The sequence below is a fragment of the Streptomyces sp. NPDC102258 genome, assembly GCF_055584685.1.
The window spans coordinates 209,536-231,203 of the sequence record NZ_JBVJLO010000012.1; the positions used below are offsets into that span (position 1 = coordinate 209,536).

Annotated in this window: 23 protein-coding genes; 7 read left to right on the forward strand and 16 right to left on the reverse strand. The window is 73.1% G+C overall.

The features are described from left to right. Positions 1-8: 8 nt before the first annotated feature. The 13 genes from ygfZ to ACZ6ZT_RS21905 all read right to left on the reverse strand — a co-directional run bounded on the left by ygfZ (position 9) and on the right by ACZ6ZT_RS21905 (position 9,772). On the reverse strand, positions 9-977 hold the full coding sequence (gene ygfZ / locus ACZ6ZT_RS21845) for a CAF17-like 4Fe-4S cluster assembly/insertion protein YgfZ (protein WP_469721337.1): 969 nt from the start codon (positions 975-977) through the stop codon (positions 9-11). A gap of 33 nt (positions 978-1,010) precedes the next feature. Further along, on the reverse strand, positions 1,011-1,436 hold the full coding sequence (locus ACZ6ZT_RS21850; RefSeq protein WP_469721338.1) for a Fur family transcriptional regulator: 426 nt from the start codon (positions 1,434-1,436) through the stop codon (positions 1,011-1,013). A gap of 97 nt (positions 1,437-1,533) precedes the next feature. Further along, positions 1,534-2,106: a heme-binding beta-barrel domain-containing protein gene (locus ACZ6ZT_RS21855; RefSeq protein WP_469721340.1), complete on the reverse strand. Its 573-nt coding sequence runs from the start codon at positions 2,104-2,106 to the stop codon at positions 1,534-1,536. A 274-nt stretch (positions 2,107-2,380) separates the two neighbouring features. Next, positions 2,381-3,253 carry a hypothetical protein gene (locus ACZ6ZT_RS21860; protein WP_469721342.1) on the reverse strand — a complete coding sequence of 291 codons (873 nt, stop codon included), beginning with the start codon at positions 3,251-3,253 and terminating at the stop codon, positions 2,381-2,383. Next, positions 3,250-4,089, reverse strand: coding sequence for a hypothetical protein (locus tag ACZ6ZT_RS21865; RefSeq protein ID WP_469721344.1), 840 nt, complete (start codon positions 4,087-4,089; stop codon positions 3,250-3,252). Before ACZ6ZT_RS21865 ends, ACZ6ZT_RS21860 begins: the two co-directional genes overlap by 4 nt. Continuing rightward, the gene (locus ACZ6ZT_RS21870) at positions 4,086-4,844 is read right to left on the reverse strand and encodes a hypothetical protein (protein ID WP_469721345.1); all 759 of its coding nucleotides are present in this window, start codon (positions 4,842-4,844) and stop codon (positions 4,086-4,088) included. Before ACZ6ZT_RS21870 ends, ACZ6ZT_RS21865 begins: the two co-directional genes overlap by 4 nt. Positions 4,845-4,959: 115 nt before the next feature. After that, positions 4,960-5,223: a DUF3099 domain-containing protein gene (locus ACZ6ZT_RS21875; RefSeq protein WP_469721347.1), complete on the reverse strand. Its 264-nt coding sequence runs from the start codon at positions 5,221-5,223 to the stop codon at positions 4,960-4,962. Between the two features lie 135 nt (positions 5,224-5,358). Continuing rightward, positions 5,359-5,649 (reverse strand): DUF1416 domain-containing protein, encoded by a 291-nt coding sequence (locus tag ACZ6ZT_RS21880; RefSeq protein ID WP_469721348.1) that lies wholly within the window; start codon positions 5,647-5,649, stop codon positions 5,359-5,361. Positions 5,650-5,686: 37 nt separating this feature from the next. Beyond that, positions 5,687-6,535 (reverse strand): sulfurtransferase, encoded by an 849-nt coding sequence (locus ACZ6ZT_RS21885; RefSeq protein WP_469721349.1) that lies wholly within the window; start codon positions 6,533-6,535, stop codon positions 5,687-5,689. 214 nt (positions 6,536-6,749) lie between these two features. Beyond that, a complete protein-coding gene (locus ACZ6ZT_RS21890) occupies positions 6,750-6,839 on the reverse strand; it encodes an Ms5788A family Cys-rich leader peptide (protein WP_469721350.1) in 90 nt (29 codons plus the stop codon). A gap of 155 nt (positions 6,840-6,994) precedes the next feature. After that, a complete protein-coding gene (locus ACZ6ZT_RS21895) occupies positions 6,995-7,714 on the reverse strand; it encodes an LmeA family phospholipid-binding protein (protein ID WP_469721352.1) in 720 nt (239 codons plus the stop codon). Positions 7,715-7,779: 65 nt separating this feature from the next. Beyond that, positions 7,780-9,021, reverse strand: coding sequence for a hypothetical protein (locus tag ACZ6ZT_RS21900; protein WP_469721423.1), 1,242 nt, complete (start codon positions 9,019-9,021; stop codon positions 7,780-7,782). A gap of 496 nt (positions 9,022-9,517) precedes the next feature. Then, entirely contained in the window at positions 9,518-9,772 is a 255-nt protein-coding gene (locus tag ACZ6ZT_RS21905) for a MoaD/ThiS family protein (protein ID WP_469721353.1), read from the reverse strand. A 479-nt stretch (positions 9,773-10,251) separates the two neighbouring features. Here ACZ6ZT_RS21905 and ACZ6ZT_RS21910 point away from each other — a divergent pair, with 479 nt between their 5' ends. The 5 genes from ACZ6ZT_RS21910 to ACZ6ZT_RS21930 all read left to right on the forward strand — a co-directional run bounded on the left by ACZ6ZT_RS21910 (position 10,252) and on the right by ACZ6ZT_RS21930 (position 15,918). Further along, positions 10,252-11,100 (forward strand): winged helix-turn-helix transcriptional regulator, encoded by an 849-nt coding sequence (locus tag ACZ6ZT_RS21910; protein WP_469721354.1) that lies wholly within the window; start codon positions 10,252-10,254, stop codon positions 11,098-11,100. A 24-nt stretch (positions 11,101-11,124) separates the two neighbouring features. Next, positions 11,125-12,147, forward strand: a complete 1,023-nt coding sequence (locus ACZ6ZT_RS21915; protein WP_469721356.1) for a LacI family DNA-binding transcriptional regulator — start codon at positions 11,125-11,127, stop codon at positions 12,145-12,147. Between the two features lie 132 nt (positions 12,148-12,279). Beyond that, complete coding sequence (locus ACZ6ZT_RS21920; protein ID WP_469721357.1) at positions 12,280-13,521, forward strand: S1C family serine protease; 1,242 nt, start codon at positions 12,280-12,282, stop codon at positions 13,519-13,521. 205 nt (positions 13,522-13,726) lie between these two features. Next, positions 13,727-14,461: a response regulator transcription factor gene (locus ACZ6ZT_RS21925; RefSeq protein WP_469721359.1), complete on the forward strand. Its 735-nt coding sequence runs from the start codon at positions 13,727-13,729 to the stop codon at positions 14,459-14,461. Further along, positions 14,458-15,918 carry a sensor histidine kinase gene (locus tag ACZ6ZT_RS21930; RefSeq protein WP_469721361.1) on the forward strand — a complete coding sequence of 487 codons (1,461 nt, stop codon included), beginning with the start codon at positions 14,458-14,460 and terminating at the stop codon, positions 15,916-15,918. Before ACZ6ZT_RS21925 ends, ACZ6ZT_RS21930 begins: the two co-directional genes overlap by 4 nt. On the opposite strand, the gene ACZ6ZT_RS21935 is transcribed toward ACZ6ZT_RS21930, so the two are convergent. Continuing rightward, positions 15,898-16,788 (reverse strand): phosphatidylinositol-specific phospholipase C, encoded by an 891-nt coding sequence (locus tag ACZ6ZT_RS21935; RefSeq protein WP_469721424.1) that lies wholly within the window; start codon positions 16,786-16,788, stop codon positions 15,898-15,900. The two genes, ACZ6ZT_RS21930 and ACZ6ZT_RS21935, sit on opposite strands and share 21 nt — an antisense overlap. A 158-nt stretch (positions 16,789-16,946) precedes the next feature. Then, positions 16,947-17,534 (reverse strand): TetR/AcrR family transcriptional regulator, encoded by a 588-nt coding sequence (locus tag ACZ6ZT_RS21940; RefSeq protein ID WP_469721363.1) that lies wholly within the window; start codon positions 17,532-17,534, stop codon positions 16,947-16,949. Positions 17,535-17,667: 133 nt separating this feature from the next. On the opposite strand from ACZ6ZT_RS21940, the gene ACZ6ZT_RS21945 reads away from it, so the two are divergent. Continuing rightward, entirely contained in the window at positions 17,668-18,447 is a 780-nt protein-coding gene (locus tag ACZ6ZT_RS21945; RefSeq protein WP_469721365.1) for an alpha/beta fold hydrolase, read from the forward strand. 102 nt (positions 18,448-18,549) lie between these two features. On the opposite strand, the gene ACZ6ZT_RS21950 is transcribed toward ACZ6ZT_RS21945, so the two are convergent. Next, entirely contained in the window at positions 18,550-20,364 is a 1,815-nt protein-coding gene (locus ACZ6ZT_RS21950; RefSeq protein WP_469721366.1) for a bifunctional metallophosphatase/5'-nucleotidase, read from the reverse strand. Positions 20,365-20,578: 214 nt separating this feature from the next. Here ACZ6ZT_RS21950 and mshD point away from each other — a divergent pair, with 214 nt between their 5' ends. After that, positions 20,579-21,508, forward strand: a complete 930-nt coding sequence (gene mshD / locus ACZ6ZT_RS21955; RefSeq protein ID WP_469721368.1) for a mycothiol synthase — start codon at positions 20,579-20,581, stop codon at positions 21,506-21,508. Positions 21,509-21,668 lie beyond the last annotated feature (160 nt).

A 21,668-nucleotide genomic window follows, 5' to 3' on the forward strand; every position in this document is an offset into this window, starting at 1 on the left:
GCGCCACGCTACGGCGCTACGACGACCTCCTGCGCGGCGGCCGTGTTCCCCGCCAGCAGCGGGGCGTCGACGGGCACGTTCCGCTTGACCAGGGCGAGGGCGATCGGCCCGAGCTCGTGGTGGCGCACGGCGGTGGTGACGAAGCCGAGCTGGCGGCCCTCCTCGCCGTCCGCCGCCAGCCGTACGGGCGCGCCGTGCGGCGGGAGCAGCACCTCGGAGCCGTCCAGGTGCAGGAAGACCAGGCGGCGCGGGGGCTTGCCCAGATTGTGGACGCGGGCCACCGTCTCCTGGCCGCGGTAGCAGCCCTTCTGGAGGTGCACGGCGGTGCCGATCCAGCCCAGCTCGTGCGGGATGGTGCGGTGGTCGGTCTCCAGGCCGACCCGCGGCCGGTGGGACTCCACGCGCAGCGCCTCGTACGCGAGGAGCCCGGCGGCGGGCCCGTGCCCGGCGGCGAAGTCCTCCAGCGTCTCCCGGGGCAGGAACACGTCGCGGCCGTACGCGGTCTCCCGTACGGCGTACTTGCCCGGCAGCTCGGCGATCGAGCCGGCCGGCAGGTGCACGACGGCGAACTCGGCGGTGCGGTCGGCGACTTCGACGCGGTAGAAGAACTTCATCGCCTCCAGGTAGGCGATCAGCGCTTCCCGGCTGTCCGGCTCGACGTGCGCCCAGGTGGTCTCGCCGTCGTCGACGAGGTAGAGGGCGTGCTCGATGTGCCCGTTGGCGGAGAGGATCAGCGCCTCGGTGGCCTGTCCGGCCGGCAGCTCGCTGACGTGCTGGGTGATCAGCAGGTGCAGCCAGCTCAGCCGGTCCGCTCCGGTGACGGTGACGACCCCGCGGTGGGAGAGGTCGACGAAACCCCGCCCGGCGGCGAGGGCGCGCTGTTCGCCGTAGAGCTCTCCGTAGTGGGCGGCGACGCCCTCGTCACGGCCTTCGGCGGGTACGGCACCGGGAAGATGGAGCAAGGGGCTGCTGGTCATGGCACCAAGCGTACGACCCCGGGGGCGGGGGCCCTAGGGGCGCTTGGCGGCGCACTCCGCGCACAGGCCGAAGATCGCGAAGTGCTTCATGTCGGTCTCGAAGCCGAAGGTGGCGCGCAGCTTCTCCGTGAACTCGGCGGCGATGGCGAGGTCGGCCTCGATCACGCCGGTGCACTCGCGGCAGACGAGGTGGATGTGGTGGTGCCGGTCGGCGAGGTGGTAGGTGGGCGCGCCGTGCCCGAGGTGGGCGTGCGAGACCAGCTTCAGCTCCTCCAGGAGCTCCAGCGTCCGGTACACGGTGGAGATGTTCACCCCGGACGCGGTCTTGCGCACCTCGACGAGGATCTCGTCGGGGGTGGCGTGTTCGAGGGCGTCTACGGCTTCCAGCACAAGCTGGCGCTGCGGTGTCAGCCGGTAGCCGCGCTGCCGCAGGTCGCTCTTCCAGTCGGTGGTCACCACCCGGCCAGTGTAAGCGCGGGAAGGGGACCGCGGTCGAGCCCCGCGGTCCCCTTCCCGTACTCGGCTGTGTGCCTGCCTGGCCTGCCCGGCGCGCGGCTCAGCGGAAGAAGGCGATGCCGTCCTCGGGGAGCTCGGGGAGGTTGCGCGCCATGTCGGCGATCTCCTCCGGCGTGACGACCTTCTTGAGCTGGGCAGACATGTACGGGCGCAGCTCGACGTCGGGGGTGGCCTTCTCGCCGACCCACATCAGGTCGCTCTTCACGTACCCGTAGAGGCGCTTGCCGCCGCTGTAGGGGCCGGAGGCGGCCGTACGGGCCACCGCGTCGGTGACCACGTCGATCTGGGGCTTCTGGTCGGCGAGGTCGCCGTACCAGACCTCGACGACGCCCTGGTCGCGGACCATGACGATCTCGACCTTGCGGTCCGCGTCGATGCGCCAGTAGCCCGACTCGGACTCCAGCGGCCGCACCTTGTTGCCCTCGGCGTCGAGGACCCAGGTGTGGGAGGTGTACTCCAGGAAGTCCCGGCCGTCGTGGCTGAAGACGACTTCCTGGCCGAAGTTGCACTTCTCCTCGCCGGGGAAGTCGAAGACGCCGGCGCCTTCCCAGTTTCCGAGGAGGAAGGCGAGGGGGACGAGGCCCGGGTTCAGGTCGGACGGGATCTGGATCATGGTTGGCTGCTCAGGCGATCTCTTGGGAGGGTTCCGGGGCGGTCGGCTGGGCGCAGGCTCAGCGCTGACCCTGGTACAGCTTCTTGACGGCCAGGCCGGTGAAGGCGAGGACGCCGACGCAGACCAGGACCAGCAGGGAGGTGAAGACTGCCTCAAGCACGGGGTGCTCCTCGGAGGATTCGGGGCGGTGTACGGGCCGGTCCCCAAGCCTACTGGCCCGGGAACCGGCGCACCCTACGAGGTAGGCCGTACCGGGTCCGACCGGGTTCCGGCGTCAGTGCAGCAGCTGGTCCTGGAGGATCACCGTCTGGTGGAACGGCACGGACGCCACCTGACCCTTGCGGGTCTGGAGGACGACGGCCAGCAGGTCGCCGCCCTTCACGCAGCCCGCCGCGATCTGCTCGTCGCCGGCCGGGGCGGCCTCGGTGAACAGGGACACGTCCCGCAGGTCCGGCGGGGACTGGTCGTTGCGCGCCTTGCTCCAGGTGCTGTCGCCCTCGACGCGGTTGACGCCACTCAGGTTCATGTTGATGCCGCAGCCCTCGAAGGCGTCCACGAAGCCCGACGAGTGGAAACGCAGCAGGTAGACGCGGGTACGGGTGCCGTCGGGCATCGTCCAGCCGCGGGCGGCGATCTGGCGCAGGCCGTCGTCGGTGAACGCCTGCTTCATCTTCGGGCGCGCGGTGGACTCGTACTCCTCCAGGAAGGTGTCCACGGACACCGCCTGGTCCTTCTCCGGCTTCAGCCCGGCGTCCGGCGCGGAGCCACGCGGCGCGGGCAGCAGCAGCTGGCCCAGGGCGGCGTAGTGGATGCCGTCCTTGTTGTCCGGGGCGAAGGGCTGCGGGGCGCCGGGGGCCAGGGCGGGCTTGGCGAGCGCCGGGTAGGTCCAGCGGCCGTCGTCCTCGGTGGCCAGGCCGGGGAGGTCGGTGCGCTCGGCCCGTACGAGCCCGTACGCGACGCCCGTGCCGGCGGTGGCGAAGACCAGGACGGCCGCCGTCCAGCGCAGGACGGCGCGCAGCGCGCGGCGCTCCTTGCGGGCGGGCGCTACGACGGAGCCGGGCCGCGCCGGGGATCCGGTGGGCTCGGCGGGCTCGGCGGGCTCGGGGACCGCCGCCGGGGCGGGCGCGGAGAGGTTCTGCTCGGTCACACGGACTCCCCGGGGGACTTCAGGTGGGTCAGCTGGTTCTTCAGGAACTTCACGGCGTCGGCCGTCGAGAGGGGCTTGGGCCCGTAGGCCCGGAAGGTGACCATGACGTCGCCTTCGACCACGACGCAGTCGAGCGAGTCGACGCTCTCCTTCTCCTCCCGGCCCAAGGACGTCAGGGAGCACTTGGCATCGGGGTACCCGTCCACCGTGGGAGCGTCGTGACCCTCGCCCATGAAGCCGATGAGCTTCTTGGACACCTCGGCGAACTTGCCGAGGGCCTGCGGGTCCGCCTGCATGATGCGGACCTCCACGACCGTCCGGCCGCCGCCCTGCGTGTAGCTGCGTCCGGCGAGTCCTTTGAGCTTCAGATCGGCCAGGGCTTCGTCGCGCTGCTTGCGCTGGGTGTTGGACAGGCCCTTGCGGGCGTCCTTGAAGCCCTGGACGGCGCTGTCGCCGGAGACGAAGAAGTTGTTGCCGTCGTCGGCCAGGTCCGGGCCCGGCGCGAAACCGGCCGGGACGGGCAGCAGCTTGCCCGACAGGGCGTTGGGCGGCACCGGCGCCGGCGTGGGCGGCGTGGAGGCGCTCAGGCCCTCCTTCGCCCAGTAGCGGGTGGGGGCGGTCCGGTCGGCGTCCCCGAGGGCGACGACGCCCCAGACGCCACCGGCGAGGACGGCCAGGGCCAGACCCGCACCGGCGAGCAGGGGCCCCTTCCGGCGGGCGGGGCGAGCGGGGGCGGACTGCGGCGCGGCCGGAGCGGGCTGCGGCGCCGTCGGTTCGGTCTGCGGCGCCGTCGGTTCGGTCTGCGGCGCCGTCGGTTCGGTCTGCGGGTCGGTCACAGTCGCTCCAGCTGTCGCTTGGCCAGCTCCAGGACATCGCTCTCGGAGACCTTGCCGCGGGCGTCGTAGTAGGTGATGTCCAGGACGATGTCGCCCCGCCGGGCGACAGCGCGGGCCAGGCGCCCGCCGGAGCCCGGATCGGTCGCGGAGTTCACCCACACATGACCGAGGTCGCTCGCGACACCGGGGATGGCCACCCCCGGGTTGCCCGCGAACTTCTTCTCGGGCATGTAGTCCGACTGCCCCTTCTGGTACCCGTCCGCGCCGCTGCGGTTGTTGAACTGCAGCAGGCGCACGTCGACGGACACCCGCTCGTCCTGGGTCCACTTCGTGGAGGCGACCCGGCGGATCCCGGAGTCCACGAGCTCGGGCAGCATGCTGTCCGGCGCCTCGAAGAAGTCCGCCACGAAGAGGTCCAGCGACTCGTACCCGCTGCCCTCGGTCTTCGCCCCGTCCGGAGCCGGGAGCAGCAGCTGGGCCAGGTCGTCGTCAGTTTTGTGGTGCCGGTTGGCGTTGATCGACTTGTTCGTCGTGCCGTCGTCCGGCGCGAGGGCCCCGGGCGTCACCGGGTGCGGCCGCGCCAGCGGTGGCAGGGGGGTGGGGGCGCGGTGGTACTGGACGGTGTAGCCCGTGGCCGTGCCGGCGGCGGCGCCGAGGGCCAGGGCCGCGGCGATGAGGGGCGTGGTGCGTCCCCGGCGGCGCGGGCGCGGCGAAGGGCCGGCGTCCGGGGCGTCCGGGCTGTGCTCGTGTTCCAAAGGGTCCCCCCACAGGACTGGAGGCGTCGGGTTCGTTTACCCGCGCACACCGGAGACACCTTCGGGGGCAGCGCAGTTGTACGCATCTTTATTACGGTCTTATATCCCGGCCGCGTCAGTCCTTGGGACGCCGTTTTCCGTCCAGTTCGTCCCACCACTCGTCCGATTTCGGATCCCCGGAGGGGTCGTCCCACCAGCGGTCCTCGGGCCCCCGCCGGTTCGCGACCATCGCGGCGACCGGCGGGATGACCATCGCGACCACGCACAGGGCCACCGCCGCCTCCACCGAGAACAGGCGCACGAAGGACCAGGCGGAGACGAAGAGGAACAGGCATCCGCCCATGAGCAGGAAGTAGACGCGTCGACGCCGGGCGTACATACCTCCAGCGTAGGGCCGCGCGCCCCGGGAGCAAGGGCATGGACGGCACGAAGGGCCGCACCCCGTTCCAGTGGCGTCCAACCCCCGGGGGTGCGGCCCTTCGGCCGGTACAGCGGTGCGCGCGCGGCGCGGCGGTCAGACCGCGATGGCGACGTCCGTCACGCCGCCGGCCTCGGCGACCACCACGGCGCGGTCGGCCTGGGCGCCGGGCACGAGCGCGCGCAGCGTCCAGGAGCCCTCGGCCGCGTAGAAGCGGAACTGGCCGGTGGCGGAGGTCGGGACCTCCGCGGTGAACTCACCGGTCGAGTCCAGCAGGCGGACGTATCCGCTCACCGGCTCGCCGTCCTTGGTCACCTGGCCCTGGATCGCGGTCTCACCGGGCTTGAGCGTCGCGAGGTCGGGCCCGCCGATCTTTGCTCCACACATGTTCTCTGTCCTGTCCTAGAGAGGTACTGCGGCGGTCTTACTTGTTGGCGCCGAGCTCGATCGGCACGCCGACGAGCGAGCCGTACTCGGTCCACGAGCCGTCGTAGTTCTTGACGTTCTGCTGGCCCAGGAGCTCGTGCAGCACGAACCAGGTGAGCGCGGAGCGCTCGCCGATGCGGCAGTAGGCGATGGTGTCCTTGCCGTCCAGGTCGACGCCCTCGGCCTGGTAGAGGGCCGTCAGCTCGTCGTCGGACTTGAAGGTGCCGTCGTCGTTGGCGTTCTTCGACCACGGGATGTTGCGGGCGCTCGGCACGTGGCCGGGGCGCTGCGACTGCTCCTGCGGGAGGTGCGCCGGGGCGAGGAGCTTGCCGGAGAACTCGTCGGGCGAGCGGACGTCGACCAGGTTCTGGACGTCGATCGCGGCCACGACGTCGTCGCGGAAGGCGCGGATCGTGCTGTCCTGCGGCTTGGCCTTGTACTGGGTGGCCGGGCGGTTCGGGACGACGTCGCCGTCGACCAGGTCGCGGGAGTCGAGCTCCCACTTCTTGCGGCCGCCGTCGAGGAGGCGGACGTCCTGGTGGCCGTAGAGCTTGAAGTACCAGTAGGCGTAGGACGCGAACCAGTTGTTGTTGCCGCCGTAGAGGACGACGGTGTCGTCGTTGGAGATGCCCTTGGCGGAGAGGAGCTTCTCGAAGCCCTCCTGGTCCACGAAGTCGCGGCGGACCGGGTCCTGGAGGTCGCTCTTCCAGTCGATCCGGACGGCGTTGGTGATGTGGTTCTTGTCGTACGCGGACGTGTCCTCGTCCACCTCGACGATCACGACGTTGGTGTCGTTCAGGTGGGCCTCGACCCAGTCGGCGTCTACGAGGACGTCGCTGCGGCTCATGGTGTCTCCTCCGGGGCAGTGTGCGGCGGGGCTGTGCGGGTGCTGCCGCATGCGGGGCATGCGGTGCGCTGCGGTGCGGGTGCGTGTGTGCCGTTCCGGGTGGCGCGTCCGGCTCCTGCGCGGGGAGGCGTCAGGGGGCGGGGGGCGCGAGCGGGGCGGTCACGCCGCGACTGAAGGGCCGTCGTCCGGCCGGTGGAGCGGAAGGCTCACACCGCTACTTGGAGCGACAGAGCATGGCGGCGACGCGACACAGGTCTACTGCCCGCCGCTTCGTGAGGTCCGCCTGCTGATGCTTCATAGGCATGGATCGTAGGGACGAATCGGCCGCCCTGTCACCGGCGTGTCATATACCGAGACGGGATCGTCCGCATCGTGGGATAAGAAAGCCCCGGCGGCCTTCGAGAGGCCTGCCGGGGCGGTGTACGAGGCCCGTCCATCTGCGGATCGGACCCCGGCGTCTCACGATCCGGCCAGCACCACGTCCGTACCGCTCAGCGAGAGGTGTACGCCGGCCTCGTCCGAGGTCAGCGCGGTGAGCCGGAGCCCGGAGGGCAGGCCCTCGTCGATCCGGCGGTCGAAGTCGGTCCGCTTGCGGATGGCGCTCTCGATGCCGGGGAGGCCCTCGCCGGGCACCGAGTCGGCGCGGACCCGTACGGCCTTGCCGTTCTTTCCGTCCTTGGCGTCCACCAGGGTGACGGTCGCCACCACGGAGCGGGTCAGGCTCCGGCCGAGGAAGTCCAGCGTGGCCGTGACCTTCACCTTGCCGGGCGCGCCGCCGTAGCTGAGGACCACGCCGGTCTGCGAGGCCTCGGTGAGGTCCGCGTACGAGATCAGCGCCGTACCCTCGGCCCGCTCGGCGGTGCCGCCGCTGTAGCTGCCGTTCAGCTTGACCTGGTGGAAGCTGGCGTCGACCTGCGTCAGCCGCGTCCTGCGGCCGTCCACGCCGGCGGCGTCGACGCCCTTCAGCTTCAGGTCCACCTGTTCCAGGTCGTGGCTGAGGGCCTGGGTCAGGAACGGGAAGCCGTGGATGTCCACCTCCGCGCTGCCCGCCAGCCCCTGGCGGGAGCGGACCTCCTCGGCCAGCCGGTTCTCGGCGTAGCCGACCGCCCAGCGGTCCACCCCCACGAACAAAGCGCCCAGCACCACCGCGACGATCACCAAGAAACGCAGGAAACGCAACGGACCCTCCCCCTACTCATCGGTACGTGCGTTCTAGTGGACCACGGGTCGCCGTGAGGACGCCGTCAGCCCACCACCCGGCCGATCAGGTAGACCGCGGGCGCGGCGGCCGCCAGCGGCAGCGCGACACCGGCCGTCATGTGCACGAACTTCGACGGGTAGTCGTACGCGGCCACCCGCAGCCCGACCAGCGCGCACACCCCGGCGGCCAGGCCGAGCAGCGCCCCGCCCGCCCCCGTGCCGGTCAGCCCGCCCACCGCGATGCCCGCACCGGCCGCGGCGGCCAGCGAGACGCCGACGGAGGCCACGGCGGGCAGCGGCAGGGCCCGCGCGAACACGGCGACGGCCACGGCGGCGGCGCCGACGCTCACCGCCTTCGCGTCGGCGGCCAGGTACCCGGCGCACGCGATGGCGAGGGCGGCGGAGGCCACCGAGGCCATCAGCCCGTACATCCGCTCGTCGGGATCGGCGTGGCTGCGCAGCTGGAGGACCAGCGTGAGCAGCACCCAGGCCCCGAGGGTGCCGATGATCGCGCCGGGACCGTTCGGGCGTCCCACCGCGAGCACCGCGGCGTCGGCGACGAGCGCGCCGAGGAAGGCGAGGGCGATGCCCTGACGGGCCGGCCACATGCCGTTGAGGCGGAACCAGCCGGCTGCGGTGAGGCCCTGGAGGGCGATCAGCGGGAGCAGCAGCCCGTACTGGCCGAACGCGGCGGCCCCGGCCATCACCACCCCGAGGGCGGCGGTGAGTATGGCCGACTGCGGACCGGGGTCGATGATCGGCGACCGGCCCTCGGCGCGGGCCTGGGCGGGGTCGACGGCGCGCAGCGTGTTCCCGCCCAGGGTGGGCGGCGAGTACGTGGCACCGGGCCCGGCCGCCTGCGGCTCGGGCGGCACCGGGGGCAGGTACGCGGTCCGCTCGGCGGCCGGCTCGGGGGCAGCGCCCCGGGGCGGCACGGGCGGAAGGTACGCGGTCCGCTCGGCGGCGGCGTCGGCCCCGGGGGCGGGAACCGGGGCGGGGGCGGCGGCCTGGGGCGGCAGGTACGCCGTCTGCTCGGCGTCCCAGCCCTGCGGGGCGGCCGGAGCGGGGGCCTCGGCGCGGAACCACCCGTCGGGCCCGGCGGCCGCCTGCGGCTCCGGCCGCGCCTGCCGGTCCCGCACGGGCGGCAGGTACGCGGTCCGCTCGGCGGCCGGGTCGGGGGCGGCCGGGGCCTGGTGCTGCCAGGACCAGTCCTGCTGGGCGGGCGGGGCGGCGGCGTCCCGTACGGGCGGGAGGTACGCGGTCTGCCCGTCGGCGAAGTCCGGCACCGGCGGGAGGTACGCGGTCCGCTCGGCGGCCGGCTCGGGGGCCGCCGGGGCCTGCTGCTGCCAGGACCAGTCCTGCGGGGCGGGCGGGGCCGCCGGTTCCGCCTGGTGGAACCAGTGGTCGGGGGCCATCGGCTGCGGCGGCGCACCGGCGCCCGGGCCGCCGTCCTGCCAGGGCACCGCCTGCTGCGCCGGGGCCTCGTCGCGGAACCAGCCCTCGGGTCCCGCCGGCTGGCCGGGCACAGAACCCATCGGGCCCTGAGGGACCTGAGGTGCCTGCGGGGCCTGCGGGGCCTGCGGAGCCGCATGGGCTGGCCGCTGGATCGGCTGGTAGCTGGTGTCCCAGGTGTCGGAACTCCAGGTCTGGGTCCCGTACAGGTCCTGTTCCCGCTGTTCCTGAGCCTGCTGTGCCTCCTGCGCCTGCTGTTCCCGCTGCTGCTGGGGGTCCCGGCGGTGTCGCCGCGGCTGCTGTTCGTCCGGAGTGCTCATGGGTCCCCGCTCACCCGCCCGCGAACGGCGGGAGCACCTCGACGGTGCCCCCTTCGCTCAGCAGGACGGCATCGTGCGGGCGCTTGCCCACGGGCTCGTCGTTCACGAGGAAGGAGCATCGCAGGAGGACCCGGGTCAGTTCCCCCGGGTGGCGGTCCCGCGCGGCGTCGAGCGCCTCGGCCAGGGTGCGCGCCGAGTACGGCTCCTCCGCCGTCTCGGCGGCGGCTTTGGCCGCCGCCCAGTACCGGATGGTTCCGGTTGCCACTGCAGCTCCTATCGTCGGCTCCGTCGGCTCTCTACCGTCGGCCTCCATGATGACCCCTCCGGGTTACCACCCCGGCGTGCGTCCGCGCGCCCCGCGTGCGCCCGCAGACACCGCCGGGGGTCCACCGAACCGGTGAAACCAGGGCATACGCAGGAGGAAGGCGTGGGAAGAACCACAGAATGCGGTGCACAGCGGCCCTCGGCCCCGAAAGGGCCGGTGGGCTATTCTGGCGGCGTAGAGGATCCGGGCAACGTAGCCCCCGGGTCCTTTTGTGCTTTCAGCACGTTGAACGAAGCTGGAACAGTGGTATCCATCCGGACCCCAGGGCGCGGGGGCCGGCCCGGAGACCAGGCCAGTCGTACGAAGCAGTACCACGCACGTCCTCGACGGGACCGAGGAGGAACCGACGTGATGGACCAGCGAACCGTGCACCCGCACGTGCACGTGCACGATCACCCGAGCCGGGCAGGTGGTCGGGCATGAGTTCTCTCCTGCTGCTGACCAACGCCCTGCAGCCGTCGTCCGAGGTGCTGCCCGCACTCGGCCTGCTCCTGCACAACGTCCGGGTCGCCCCGGCGGAGGGGCCGGCCCTGGTGGACACCCCCGGCGCCGACGTGATCCTCGTCGACGGCCGCCGCGACCTGCCCCAGGTGCGGTCGCTCTGCCAGCTGCTGCGGTCCACCGGACCGGGCTGCCCGCTCGTCCTCGTCGTCACCGAGGGCGGTCTCGCGGCCGTCACCGCCGACTGGGGCATCGACGACGTCCTCCTCGACACCGCTGGGCCGGCCGAGGTCGAGGCGCGGCTGCGGCTGGCCACCGGCCGCCAGCAGCTCGGTTCGGACGACTCCCCGATGGAGATCCGCAACGGGGACCTGTCGGTCGACGAGGCGACGTACAGCGCGAAGCTGAAGGGCCGGGTCCTCGACCTGACCTTCAAGGAGTTCGAGCTGCTCAAGTACCTCGCCCAGCACCCCGGCCGGGTCTTCACCCGGGCCCAGCTCCTCCAGGAGGTGTGGGGCTACGACTACTTCGGCGGCACCCGGACCGTCGACGTCCACGTACGGCGGCTGCGGGCCAAGCTCGGCCCCGAGCACGAGTCGCTGATCGGCACGGTCCGCAACGTCGGGTACCGCTTCGTCACGCCGGAGAAGGTGGAGCGGGCGGCGGCCGAGGCGGCCGAGCGGGCCGCCGGACGCGCCGCCGCGCAGCAGGCGGCGGCGCGCGCCCCGGAGCAGGACGGCGGCCGGGCGGGAGCGCTGCCCCCGGCGGAGGAGCCGGCCGCCGACCCTGTGACGATCCACTCGGCCGGACGCCCTGCCCAGAGGTAGGTCACCCCGCGTAGACTGCCGCGCGTGGCCAAGGTGACGCGGGATGACGTTGCACGACTTGCGGGTACGTCTACCGCCGTCGTGAGCTACGTCATCAACAACGGACCCCGGCCGGTCGCCCCGGCCACGCGCGAGCGTGTCCTCGCCGCGATCAAGGACCTGGGCTACCGCCCGGACCGGGTCGCGCAGGCGATGGCTTCGCGACGCACCGACCTCATAGGCATGATCGTCCCGGACGCCCGGCAGCCGTTCTTCGCGGAGATGGCGCACGCGGTCGAGCAGGCCGCCGCCGAGCGCGGAAAGATGGTGCTGGTCGGGAACTCCGACTACCGGGACGAGCGCGAGGTCCACTACCTGCGGGCCTTCCTCGGCATGCGGGTGTCGGGGCTGATCCTGGTCAGCCAGGGCATGAGCGAGCGCGCCGCCTCCGAGATCGAGGCCTGGGACGCCCGGATCGTGCTGCTGCACGAGCGGCCCGAGGCCATCGACGACGTCGCCGTGGTCACGGACGACATCGGCGGCGCGCAGCTCGCCACCCGGCACCTGCTGGAGCACGGACACGCGTACGTCGCCTGCATCGGCGGCGTCGAGAACACCCCGTCGGTCGGCGACCCGGTCGCCGACCACGTGGAGGGCTGGCGGCGGGCCATGCTGGAGGCGGGCCGTTCGATCGAGGGCCGGCTCATCGAGGCCCCGTACAACCGCTACGACGCCTATACGGTCGCCTTGGAGGTCCTGGCCAAGCCCGACCGGCCGACCGCGATCTTCTGCGCCACCGACGACCAGGCCATCGGCGTGCTGCGGGCCGCCCGCGAGCTGCGCATCGACGTCCCCGGGGAACTGGCCGTGGCCGGCTTCGACGACGTCAAGGAAGCGGCCCTCACGGACCCGCCGCTGACCACGATCGCCTCGGACCGCCCGGCGATGGCCCGCGCGGCCGTGGACCTCGTCCTGGACGACGCCCTGCGCGTGACGGGCTCCCGGCGCGAGCGCCTGAAGCAGTTCCCCTCGGCCCTGGTGATCCGCCGCTCCTGCGGCTGCCGCTGACCGCCGCCGGCCGCCACTGACCGCCCCCGATCGCCGTCGGCCGGGCGGGCTTATATCGGGCATACGCGGTTCTGTCGGGCTTCTCAGCTCGGACTCAGACAGCTCTCATGATCCGTGGACACAGTCATAGACATGACCGAGAGCTTCCGCCGCGAAGGCGAGTACCCGCAGGAGAACCGGCCGGCCCAGCACCCGCCCTTCGGCGAGGACTGGCAGCGCGGTCGCGACCGGCTGGCGCAGGACACCGGGGCCGGGGCCTACCCGCCGCCGCCCGCGTACCCGCCGGCCGCTCCGGAACCGGCACCCGGATGGCACGAGGCGCACCAGCCGCCGGTGCTCCAGGGCGAGACCGTACCGCCCGGCGGCGGCGCCGGCGGCGGCTGGGGCACCTGGGGGTCCGCCGCCCCGGCGGCCGCCCCGGCGGCCCGCGCCAAGCGGCCCGTCGCGCTGCTCGCCGCCGTCGCCCTCGCGGCGGCCGTGGTCGGCGGCGGCACGGCCGCCGCGGTGCAGCAGTTCCTCGGCGCCGAGGCCACGGGCGGCGGCGGGGTGAGCGGCACCAACGTCTCCCAGTCCAGCAACGGCACCGTCTCGGGCGTCGCCGAGCAGGTCAGCCCCTCCGTCGTACGCATCGACACCCGCACCGGCTCCGGCCAGGGCACCGGCTCCGGCATCGTCGTCACCGCCGACGGCGAGATCGTCACCAACAACCACGTCGTCAGCGGCGCCTCGGAGATCCAGGTGACGATGAGCGACGGCAAGAGGTACAGCGCCAAGACCGTCGGGACGGACCCCGCCAAGGACCTCGCCCTGATCAAGCTCCAGGGCGCGAGCGGCCTCAAGCCCGCCAAGCTCGGCGACTCCGGGCAGGTGCGGGTCGGCGACCAGGTCGTCGCCATCGGCTCCCCCGACCGCCTGACCGGCACCGTCACCAGCGGCATCGTCTCGGCCCTGGACCGGGAGGTGAACGTACCGAAGTCCGAGCAGCGCCAGCAGAGCCCGCAGCGCGGCCAGGGCGGCACCGACGGCTGGCCGTTCTCCTACGACGGGCAGCAGTTCAACGGGAACACCGGCTCGGACACCACCTCGTACAAGGCCATCCAGACGGACGCCTCCCTCAACCCGGGCAACTCCGGCGGCGCCCTCGTCAACATGAACGGCGAGATCGTCGGGATGCCGTCCGCGATCTACTCCCCCTCCAGCGACGGCTCCACGGCCGGCAGCGTCGGCCTCGGCTTCGCCATCCCGGTCAACACCATCAAGGCCGACCTGGACTCCCTCCGCAAGGGCGGCACGGGCACCTCCGACGGCGGGGCCGACAGCGGCGGCGGAACCGGGACCGGATACGGCGTCAACGGATTCGGCACCTCCCTCTGAACCTCCGCCGCACACGCTCCGGCGCGGCCCCGGGCGGGGCCGCGGCCGCGCCGGGCCACACCGCACGGCGCCACACCACGCCGGGCCACACCGCCCGGCACCGCACCGCACCGCGCCCCACCACCGCCGTGCGACGCTGGAGGCAGACCTCCGCGGGACGGATCCCGCCCGTCCACCGGCCACGCACACCCTGGGGGACCCAGCCATGAATCCCGCCGAAGGCGACCAGCAGCGCATCCTCGTCGTCGACGACGAGCCGGCCGTCCGTGAGGCCCTGCGCCGCAGCCTCGCCTTCGAGGGGTACGGCACCCGGACCGCCGTCGACGGCCTCGACGCCCTCGACCAGGCGGCCTCGTACGCCCCCGACCTGATCGTCCTCGACATCCAGATGCCCCGGATGGACGGCCTGACCGCCGCCCGCCGGCTGCGCGCCGCCGGCTCCACCACCCCGGTCCTGATGCTCACCGCCCGCGACACCGTCGGCGACCGCGTCACCGGCCTCGACGCCGGCGCCGACGACTACCTGGTCAAGCCCTTCGAACTGGACGAGCTCTTCGCCCGCGTCCGCGCGCTGCTGCGCCGCAGCTCCTACGCGGCCCCCGCCACCGGCGGCGGCCCGGCCGGGGACGTGCTGACCTTCGGCGACCTGCGCATGGACCTCACCACCCGCGAGGTCACCCGGGCCGGCCGCCCGGTGGAGCTCACCCGGACCGAGTTCACCCTGCTGGAGATGTTCCTCGCGCACCCGCGCCAGGTCCTGACCCGCGAGCAGATCCTCAAGACGGTGTGGGGCTTCGACTTCGAGCCCAGCTCCAACTCCCTCGACGTGTACGTGATGTACCTGCGCCGCAAGACCGAGGCGGGCGGCGAGCCGCGCCTCGTCCACACCGTGCGCGGCGTCGGCTACGTCCTGCGCGCTGGCGAGGGCGGGCCCGAGTGAGTCCGACCGCCCGGTTCCGCGCGCTCCCGCTGCGCTCCCGGCTGGCGCTGCTGGTGGCGGTGGCCGTGGCCGTGGCGGTGGCGGCCGTCGCCGCCGCGTCGTGGGTGATGGTCCGCACCCAGCTGCGCGACCAGCTCGACCAGTCGCTGATGTCCACGAACGTCAGCGCGCAGGTGGCGCGGACCCTGCGGGAGGGCTGCGTCGTCCAGCCGCCGAAGCCCACGCAGCAGATCGCCGGGGACCTGAACGCGACCGTCCAGATCGTCCTGTCGGACGGCACCCGCTGCTGGGTCGGCGGCCGGCCCGACCTGCCCGTGACGGCCGCCGACCGGGAGGTCGCGGCGCAGGAGCGGACCAGGAGCGTCCTGCACGACGTGACCACCTCCGACGGCATCGACATGCGCGTCTACACCCTCCAGGCCAACCCGGGCGGGCCCCCCTTCGGCATCTCCATCGCCAAGCCCCTCGCGGACGTCGAGAAGCCCCTGTCCACCCTGATCTGGATCCTGGTCCTGGTGGCCGGCATCGGCGTCGTCGGCGCCGGCGCCGCCGGGCTGTGGGTGGCCAGGACCGGGCTGCGGCCCGTCGACGAACTGACCGGGGCCGTCGAGCACATCGCCCGCACCGAGGACCTGACCGTACGGATCCCGGACGCGGGCGACGACGAGATCGCCCGGCTCTCCCGCTCCTTCAACTCCATGACGGCCGCGCTGGCCTCCTCCCAGGAACGCCAGGCCCAGCTGATCGCGGACGCCGGGCACGAGCTGCGCACCCCGCTGACCTCGCTGCGCACCAACGTCGAGCTCCTCGCGCGCAGCGAGGAGACGGGCCGGGCCATCCCGCCCGAGGACCGGCGCGAACTGCTGGCCTCCGTCAAGGCGCAGATGACCGAGCTGGCCGCGCTGATCGGTGACCTCCAGGAGCTGTCCCGGCCGGACGCGGTCCCGCACGGCCCGCTCGGGGTGGTGGCCCTGCACGACATCACCGCCGCCGCCCTGTCCCGGGCCCGGCTGCGCGGTCCTGAGCTGGTGTTCGGCTCCGCGCTGGAGCCCTGGTACGTCCGGGGCGAGGCGGCGGCGCTGGAGCGGGCCGTGGTCAACGTGCTCGACAACGCGGTGAAGTTCAGCCCCCCGGGCGCGGCCGTCGAGGTCTCGCTGCGGGCCGGCGAGCTGACCGTACGGGACCACGGGCCGGGGATTCCGGCCGAAGACCTCCCGTACGTCTTCGAGCGGTTCTGGCGCTCCCCCTCGGCCCGGGCGCTGCCCGGCAGCGGGCTGGGGCTGTCCATCGTGGCCCGTACGGTGCAGCGCGCGGGCGGCACCGCCGCGCTGCGGGCCGCGGCCGACGGCGGGCCGGGCACGGAGGCGGTGCTGCGCTTCCCGGGGGCGCCCACACCACCGCCCGCCGCCCCCGCCGGGGCCGGGGCCGCCGCCGCGTCAGTTGTGCCGGATCAGTGAGGCGACCAGGCCGGAGCGGGTGTTCGGGAAGTCCATGGGGACGATGCCGAGCCCGGTGCGGCCGGCCAGTTCGGCGCCGTCGACGAAGGCGTGGACCTGCGGGTTGAGCCGGTCGGAGTTCCAGCGCGGGGGCATGTAGGCGGCCGTGCTGACGTAGTTCACGAACAGCTTCCCGGGCTGCTGGACGGCCTTGCGGAACTGGTCCTCGATCCGGCCGCGCTTGGCGAAGGGCTCGGTGTTGTAGTCGTCCTGGACGTCGAAAACGTTGCCGTCGGCGTAGCGCAGACCCGGCAGGCCGCCGTTGTCGGCGAGCAGCACCACCTTGCCGCGGGCCTGGCCGAGGGAGGCGGGCAGGGCGTCGGCGATGTGGAACAGCGGGCGCCAGCCGCGGTGGTCGAGGTAGTCGTCGAAGACGGCGCGGAAGGTGGCGTCGCTCTCCTGCGAGTACTCCTGCTTGACCCGCATGAGCACGGTCTCGGTGGGGTGCGCGGCGAGGAAGTTCCCGCAGGCGACGAGCACGTCCCCGAACATCAGGTCCTGGAAGAAGGCGGCGTGGTGGATGGCGAACGAGCCGCCCGTGACGCGGCAGCGGACGTCGAGGAACCGGATCCCGGAGTCGAGCTGCTGGGCGATCGAGGTGTTCTGGCAGGCGACGTAGAGGCCGCCCTTGGTGGCGCCCGAGTCGTGGGTGCCGGGGAGGGTCAGGCGCTGGAGGGGGGTGGGGTCGGGGAGGCCCGCCATCCAGTCCTGGGTGCCGAGCGCGGCGCGGGTGCCCAGGGTGCGGGCGGAGGCGGGGGCGGCGGCCGTGAACCCCAGGAGGGCGGCGGCGGCGGCCGCGGTGGCGCCGGTCAGGAACGCGCGCCGGTCCAGGGCGCGGCCGGGGGTCCGGCCCGCTGCCGGGTCCGGGCTCCGGTCCGCTGCCCGGTCCGGGCTCCGGTCCAGCCCTCGCGATGTCATGGTCATGCCAATCCGCCCCTTCGCCGGTCCGGTGTCGGGACCGGATTATGGCGTGCCGGACCGGCCGATTACTACCTGTCGGTAGGTGCGGATTCCTCCAGCAACTCCACCATCCTGCGCAGCCCTTGGACGAGTTCCCGCCCGGTCGGGGCCAGCTCGGGGTCGGTGAGCGCCTGCACCATCACCCCGCTGAGCAGCGCGAGGTGCACGGACCCGAGGCCCCGTACGTCCTCCTCCGCGACCGCCGCCTCCGGCACCCCGGCCAGCTGCGCGGCGACCATCCGGCGCGAGCGGCGCTGCCCCTCCGCGAGCGCGGCGAGCAGCTCGGGCGAGGTCTGGGCGTGCACGAAGGCCTCGATGTTGGCGATCCAGAGCCAGCGCGTGTCGAGGAAGTCGCGGCTCTTGCGGTCCCAGGTGTCGGCGTAGCGCTCCTCGCGGGTCTCGCCCTCTCCGGCGAGCCGGCCCGAGCCGGCGGCCCATTCGTCCATCGCCTCGGACAGCGCCTGGTTCAGCAGGACCTCGCGCGATCCGAAGTGGTAGCCGATCGCCGCCATGCTCACCTGCGCCGCCGAGGCGATGTCGCGCACGGTCGTGCGCGCGTACCCCTTTTCCCGCAGGCAGCGGCGCGCTCCGGCGAGCAGGTCCTCGCGATTTCCCATGACGGGATCGTAGCCGGGACCCGCATTTGGGCGTACGCGCAAGACGAGCGTATTGCGCAAGCGCCCAAACACTGGCAGGCTCGGAGCGTCGCCACCGCGAGAGCGACCACCGACCGAACGGGAGAGCGGAACCATGCGCCACACGCTGACGATCGACGGCCGCGCACTGTCGTACCTGGACTTCGGCGGCCCGGGCCGCCCGCTGCTCGCGCTGCACGGGGGCATGTCCGAAGGCATCGCCTTCGCCGGCCTGGCCGAGGCACTGGGCGACGGGTGGCGGGTCATCGCCCCCGACCAGCGCGGCCACGGCGACTCCGACCGGGCCGCCGACTACCACCGCGCCGGATACGTGGCCGATGCCGTCGCCCTGCTCGACCACCTCGGCCTCGACACCCCCGTCGCCCTCCTCGGCTACTCCCTCGGCGGGCTCAACGCCCTCCACCTGGCCGCCGCCCACCCCCACCGGATCGCGGCGCTCGCGGTCATCGACTGCGCCGTGGAGGCCCAGCCCGGCGGCGGCGCGTGGATGGGATTCCTGAAGGGCATGCGCTACACCGCCCCCAGCCGGGAGGAACTCCTCGCCGCCGCCGGACCGGTGGGCGCGCAGTTCGTCGAGCGGGCGCTGCGGCCGCTGCCGGACGGGGGCTGGCGGCTGCCCTTCCACCCGCGGGACATGCTCGACTCCGTCGAGTCCTGTCGCGGCGACCACTGGGCCGCCTGGCTCGCGAGCACCTGCCCGGCGGTACTGGTCCACGGCACGCGCAGCGCAGCGCTCCCGCAGGCGCAGGCCGACGCGATGGTGGCGCGGCGGCGGGGGACCACGTACACACCCCTGGACGGGGACCACTTCGTGCCCTTCACGGATCCGGACGGGGTCCACGGGGCGGTGAGGGCGTTCCTCGCCACGGTGTAGGCCGAGGGGGGAGCGGCGGGAACGCCGGAGGGGCGGCGGGCCCGTGGCCCACCGCCCCTCGTGCGTCGTGCGTCGTGCGTCGTGCGTCGTGCCGAGCGGGTGTTACTTGACGACCGTGATCCGGTCCGCCGCCGGCGGGGCGATCGGGGCGGCCGCCGAGGACTTCGCCAGGAGGGCGTTGAAGGCCTCCAGGTCGGGGACGCCGACCAGCTTGTTCTTGTGCTCCTTCAGGACGGTGAAACCGTCACCGCCGCCCGCGAGGAACTCGTTCATCGCGACCCGGTAGGTCTTGGCGGGGTCGATGGCCGCGCCGTTCAGCCGCACCGAGTCCACGACGATCCGGTCCGCGCCCGACTTCGTCATGTCCAGGGTGTAGGTGAAGCCCTTCGACACCTGGAGGATCTTCGGGTTCGGGCCGTTGACCGTGCCGCTGACCTGCTGCTGGAGCGCGGTGATCAGCTGGGCGCCGGTCAGGTCCACGACGTTCATCAGGTTGTTGAACGGCTGGACCGTGTAGGACTCGCCGTACGTCACGACGCCGTCGCCCTCGCCGCCGGCGGCCCGGTACGCCAGGTCGGCGCGGATGCCGCCCGGGTTCATGATCGCCAGCTGGGCGCCGCCCCGGTCGGCCGGAGCCGTGGCGTCCAGCTGCGCGTCGGCGATCAGGTCGCCGAGCGGCTTCTCGGGCGCCTCGGAGCCGCGGCCCGCGATGTCGGCGGAGATGTAGCCCATGGGCCGGCTCGCGACCGGGGCCGCCAGCGCGTTCCAGCGGGTGATCAGCTCGGTCATGTCCGGAGCCTTGGGCAGGTCACGGGTGACGACCTTGTTGACCGGCTTCGGCGAGCTGACCGGCGTACGGACGATGTCCTTGGTCTGCCGGTCGTACGTCAGCGTGCTGTCCGTGAACAGCCGGCCGTAGGAGGCGGCCGAGGTGACCGTACGCGGGTTGCCCGCCGGGTCGGGGATGTCGCAGGAGTACGCCTGGTGCGTGTGGCCCGTCACCAGCGCGTCGACCTTCGGGTCGACGTTCTTGGCGATGTCGACGATCGCGCCCGAGATCCCGGCGCCGGCGCCCGGCACGTCGCAGTCGTAGTTGTACGCGCCGCTCGCGGGCAGACCGCCCTCGTGGATCAGCGCGACGATCGACTTCACGCCCTGCTTGTCCAGCTCCGCGGCGTACTTGTTGATCGTCTCGACCTCGTCGCCGAACTTGAGGCCCTTGACCCCGTCGGCGGTCACGATGTCCGGAGTGCCCTCCAGGGTGACGCCGATGAAGCCGATCTTCACGTCCCCCTTCTTCCAGACGAAGGTGGGCGACATCAGCGGGCGCTTGGTCTTCTCGTCCGTGACGTTCGCGGCCAGGTACGGGAACCGGGTGCCCGTGTACTCCTTGCCGTACTCGAAACAGCCGTCGACCGGGTGGCAGCCGCCGTAGACCATGCGGCGCAGCTCGGTCTTGCCCTCGTCGAACTCGTGGTTGCCGACGCTGGTGACGTCCAGCTTCAGCTTGTTGAGCGCCTCGACGGTCGGCTCGTCGTGGAAGAGACCGGACAGCATCGGGCTGCCGCCGATCATGTCGCCGGCGGCGGCGGTGACGGAGTACTCGTGGCCCTTGCGGGCATCGCGCAGCGCGGTCGCGAGGTACTCGACCCCGCCCGCGGGTATCGACTTGGTGGTGCCGTCTGCCTGACGTTCGATCACCGTGCCGGAGGAGCCCTGCGGGGGCTCCAGCGTGCCGTGGAAATCGTTGAACGAGAGCATCTGTACGTCGACGGTGCGGCTCGGGGCCGCGCCGCCGCCACTCGCGGCACCGGCCGGCAGAGCGGCGGCGACCAGCGCTCCGGCCCCGACGGTGAGGGCGAGGGCGGAGAGGGTCAACCGGCGGGCCGTGCGGTGCCGTTGTGGCTTCGCTGACATTTGTTCCCCTTTGTGGACAGCGAGACAACTTGGGAGGTCCGCCGAAGCCTATGGTCAACGCGCGTAGCACGACAGGGGGTATCGGGTTGCGAGGTGGTTACGCGCGGGGGCCGGGGGCCGCGCCGGCGCCCGTACTCGGGGCCGCGTGGAGGAACGTACGAGGACCGGGCCCGTGGGACGCCGCCCGCCCGGGCGGCGGTCGTAGGCTCGGAGCATGACTGACGCAGCAGCGGCCCTGGAGCCGGGACGGCAGATTGACATCCTCGACGAGCTGACGGAGGAACAGGCCGACTCCGTACTGGCCCTCATCCACGAAGCGGCCCGCACCGACGGCACCACCGCCGTCTCCGAACAGGGCCGCCTCCAGCTGTGCGGCGGCCCGCGCGCGGGGATCCGCCACTTCCTCCTCACCGCCGACGGGCGGCTCACCGCGTACGGGCAACTGGAGGACACCGACCCGGTGGAGGCCCCGGCCGCCGAGCTCGTCGTGCACCCCGCGCTGCGCGGCCGGGGCCACGGGCGGGCGCTGGGCTCCGCCCTGCTGAACGCCTCCGGCAAGCGGATCCGGGTGTGGGCGCACGGCGGCAAGCCCGCCGCGCGGCACCTCGCCCAGGTGCTCGGCCTGACCCTCTTCCGCGAACTGCGCCAGCTGCGGCGGGCCCTGGGCGAGGACACCGCGCCGCTGCCGGAGCCGGCCGCGCCGGCCGGCGTGACGGTGCGCACCTTCGTCCCCGGTGAGGACGACGCCGCCTGGCTCGCGGCGAACGCCGCCGCCTTCGCCCACCACCCCGAGCAGGGCTCGCTCACGCAGCGGGACCTGGACGACCGGATCGCGCAGCCGTGGTTCGACCCGAAGGGCTTCTTCCTCGCGGAGCGGGAGGGCGAGCTGGTCGGCTTCCACTGGACCAAGGTCCACGCCGAGGAGCGGCTCGGCGAGGTGTACGTGGTCGGCGTACGCCCGGGCGCCCAGGGCGGCGGCCTCGGCAAGGCGCTCACCGCGATCGGACTGCGGCACCTGGCCGCCGCGGGCCTGCCGACGGCGATGCTCTACGTGGACGCCGACAATCCGGCGGCGCTGGCGGTGTACGAGGGGCTGGGGTTCACGACGCACGAGGTGGACCTGATGTACCGCACGGAGAGCTGAGGGGGCGGCCGGGGGCCCGGGCCCGGGGGCGCGGGCCTGGCGGTGTCGGGGGCCGGGGGCCGAGGCCTATGCCGGAGGCCTGGGGCGGATGCCGGAGGCCTGGGGCCGATGCCGCGGGCCTGGGCCGATGCCGGGCGGCCGGGGCCCGCACGGGTGTCCG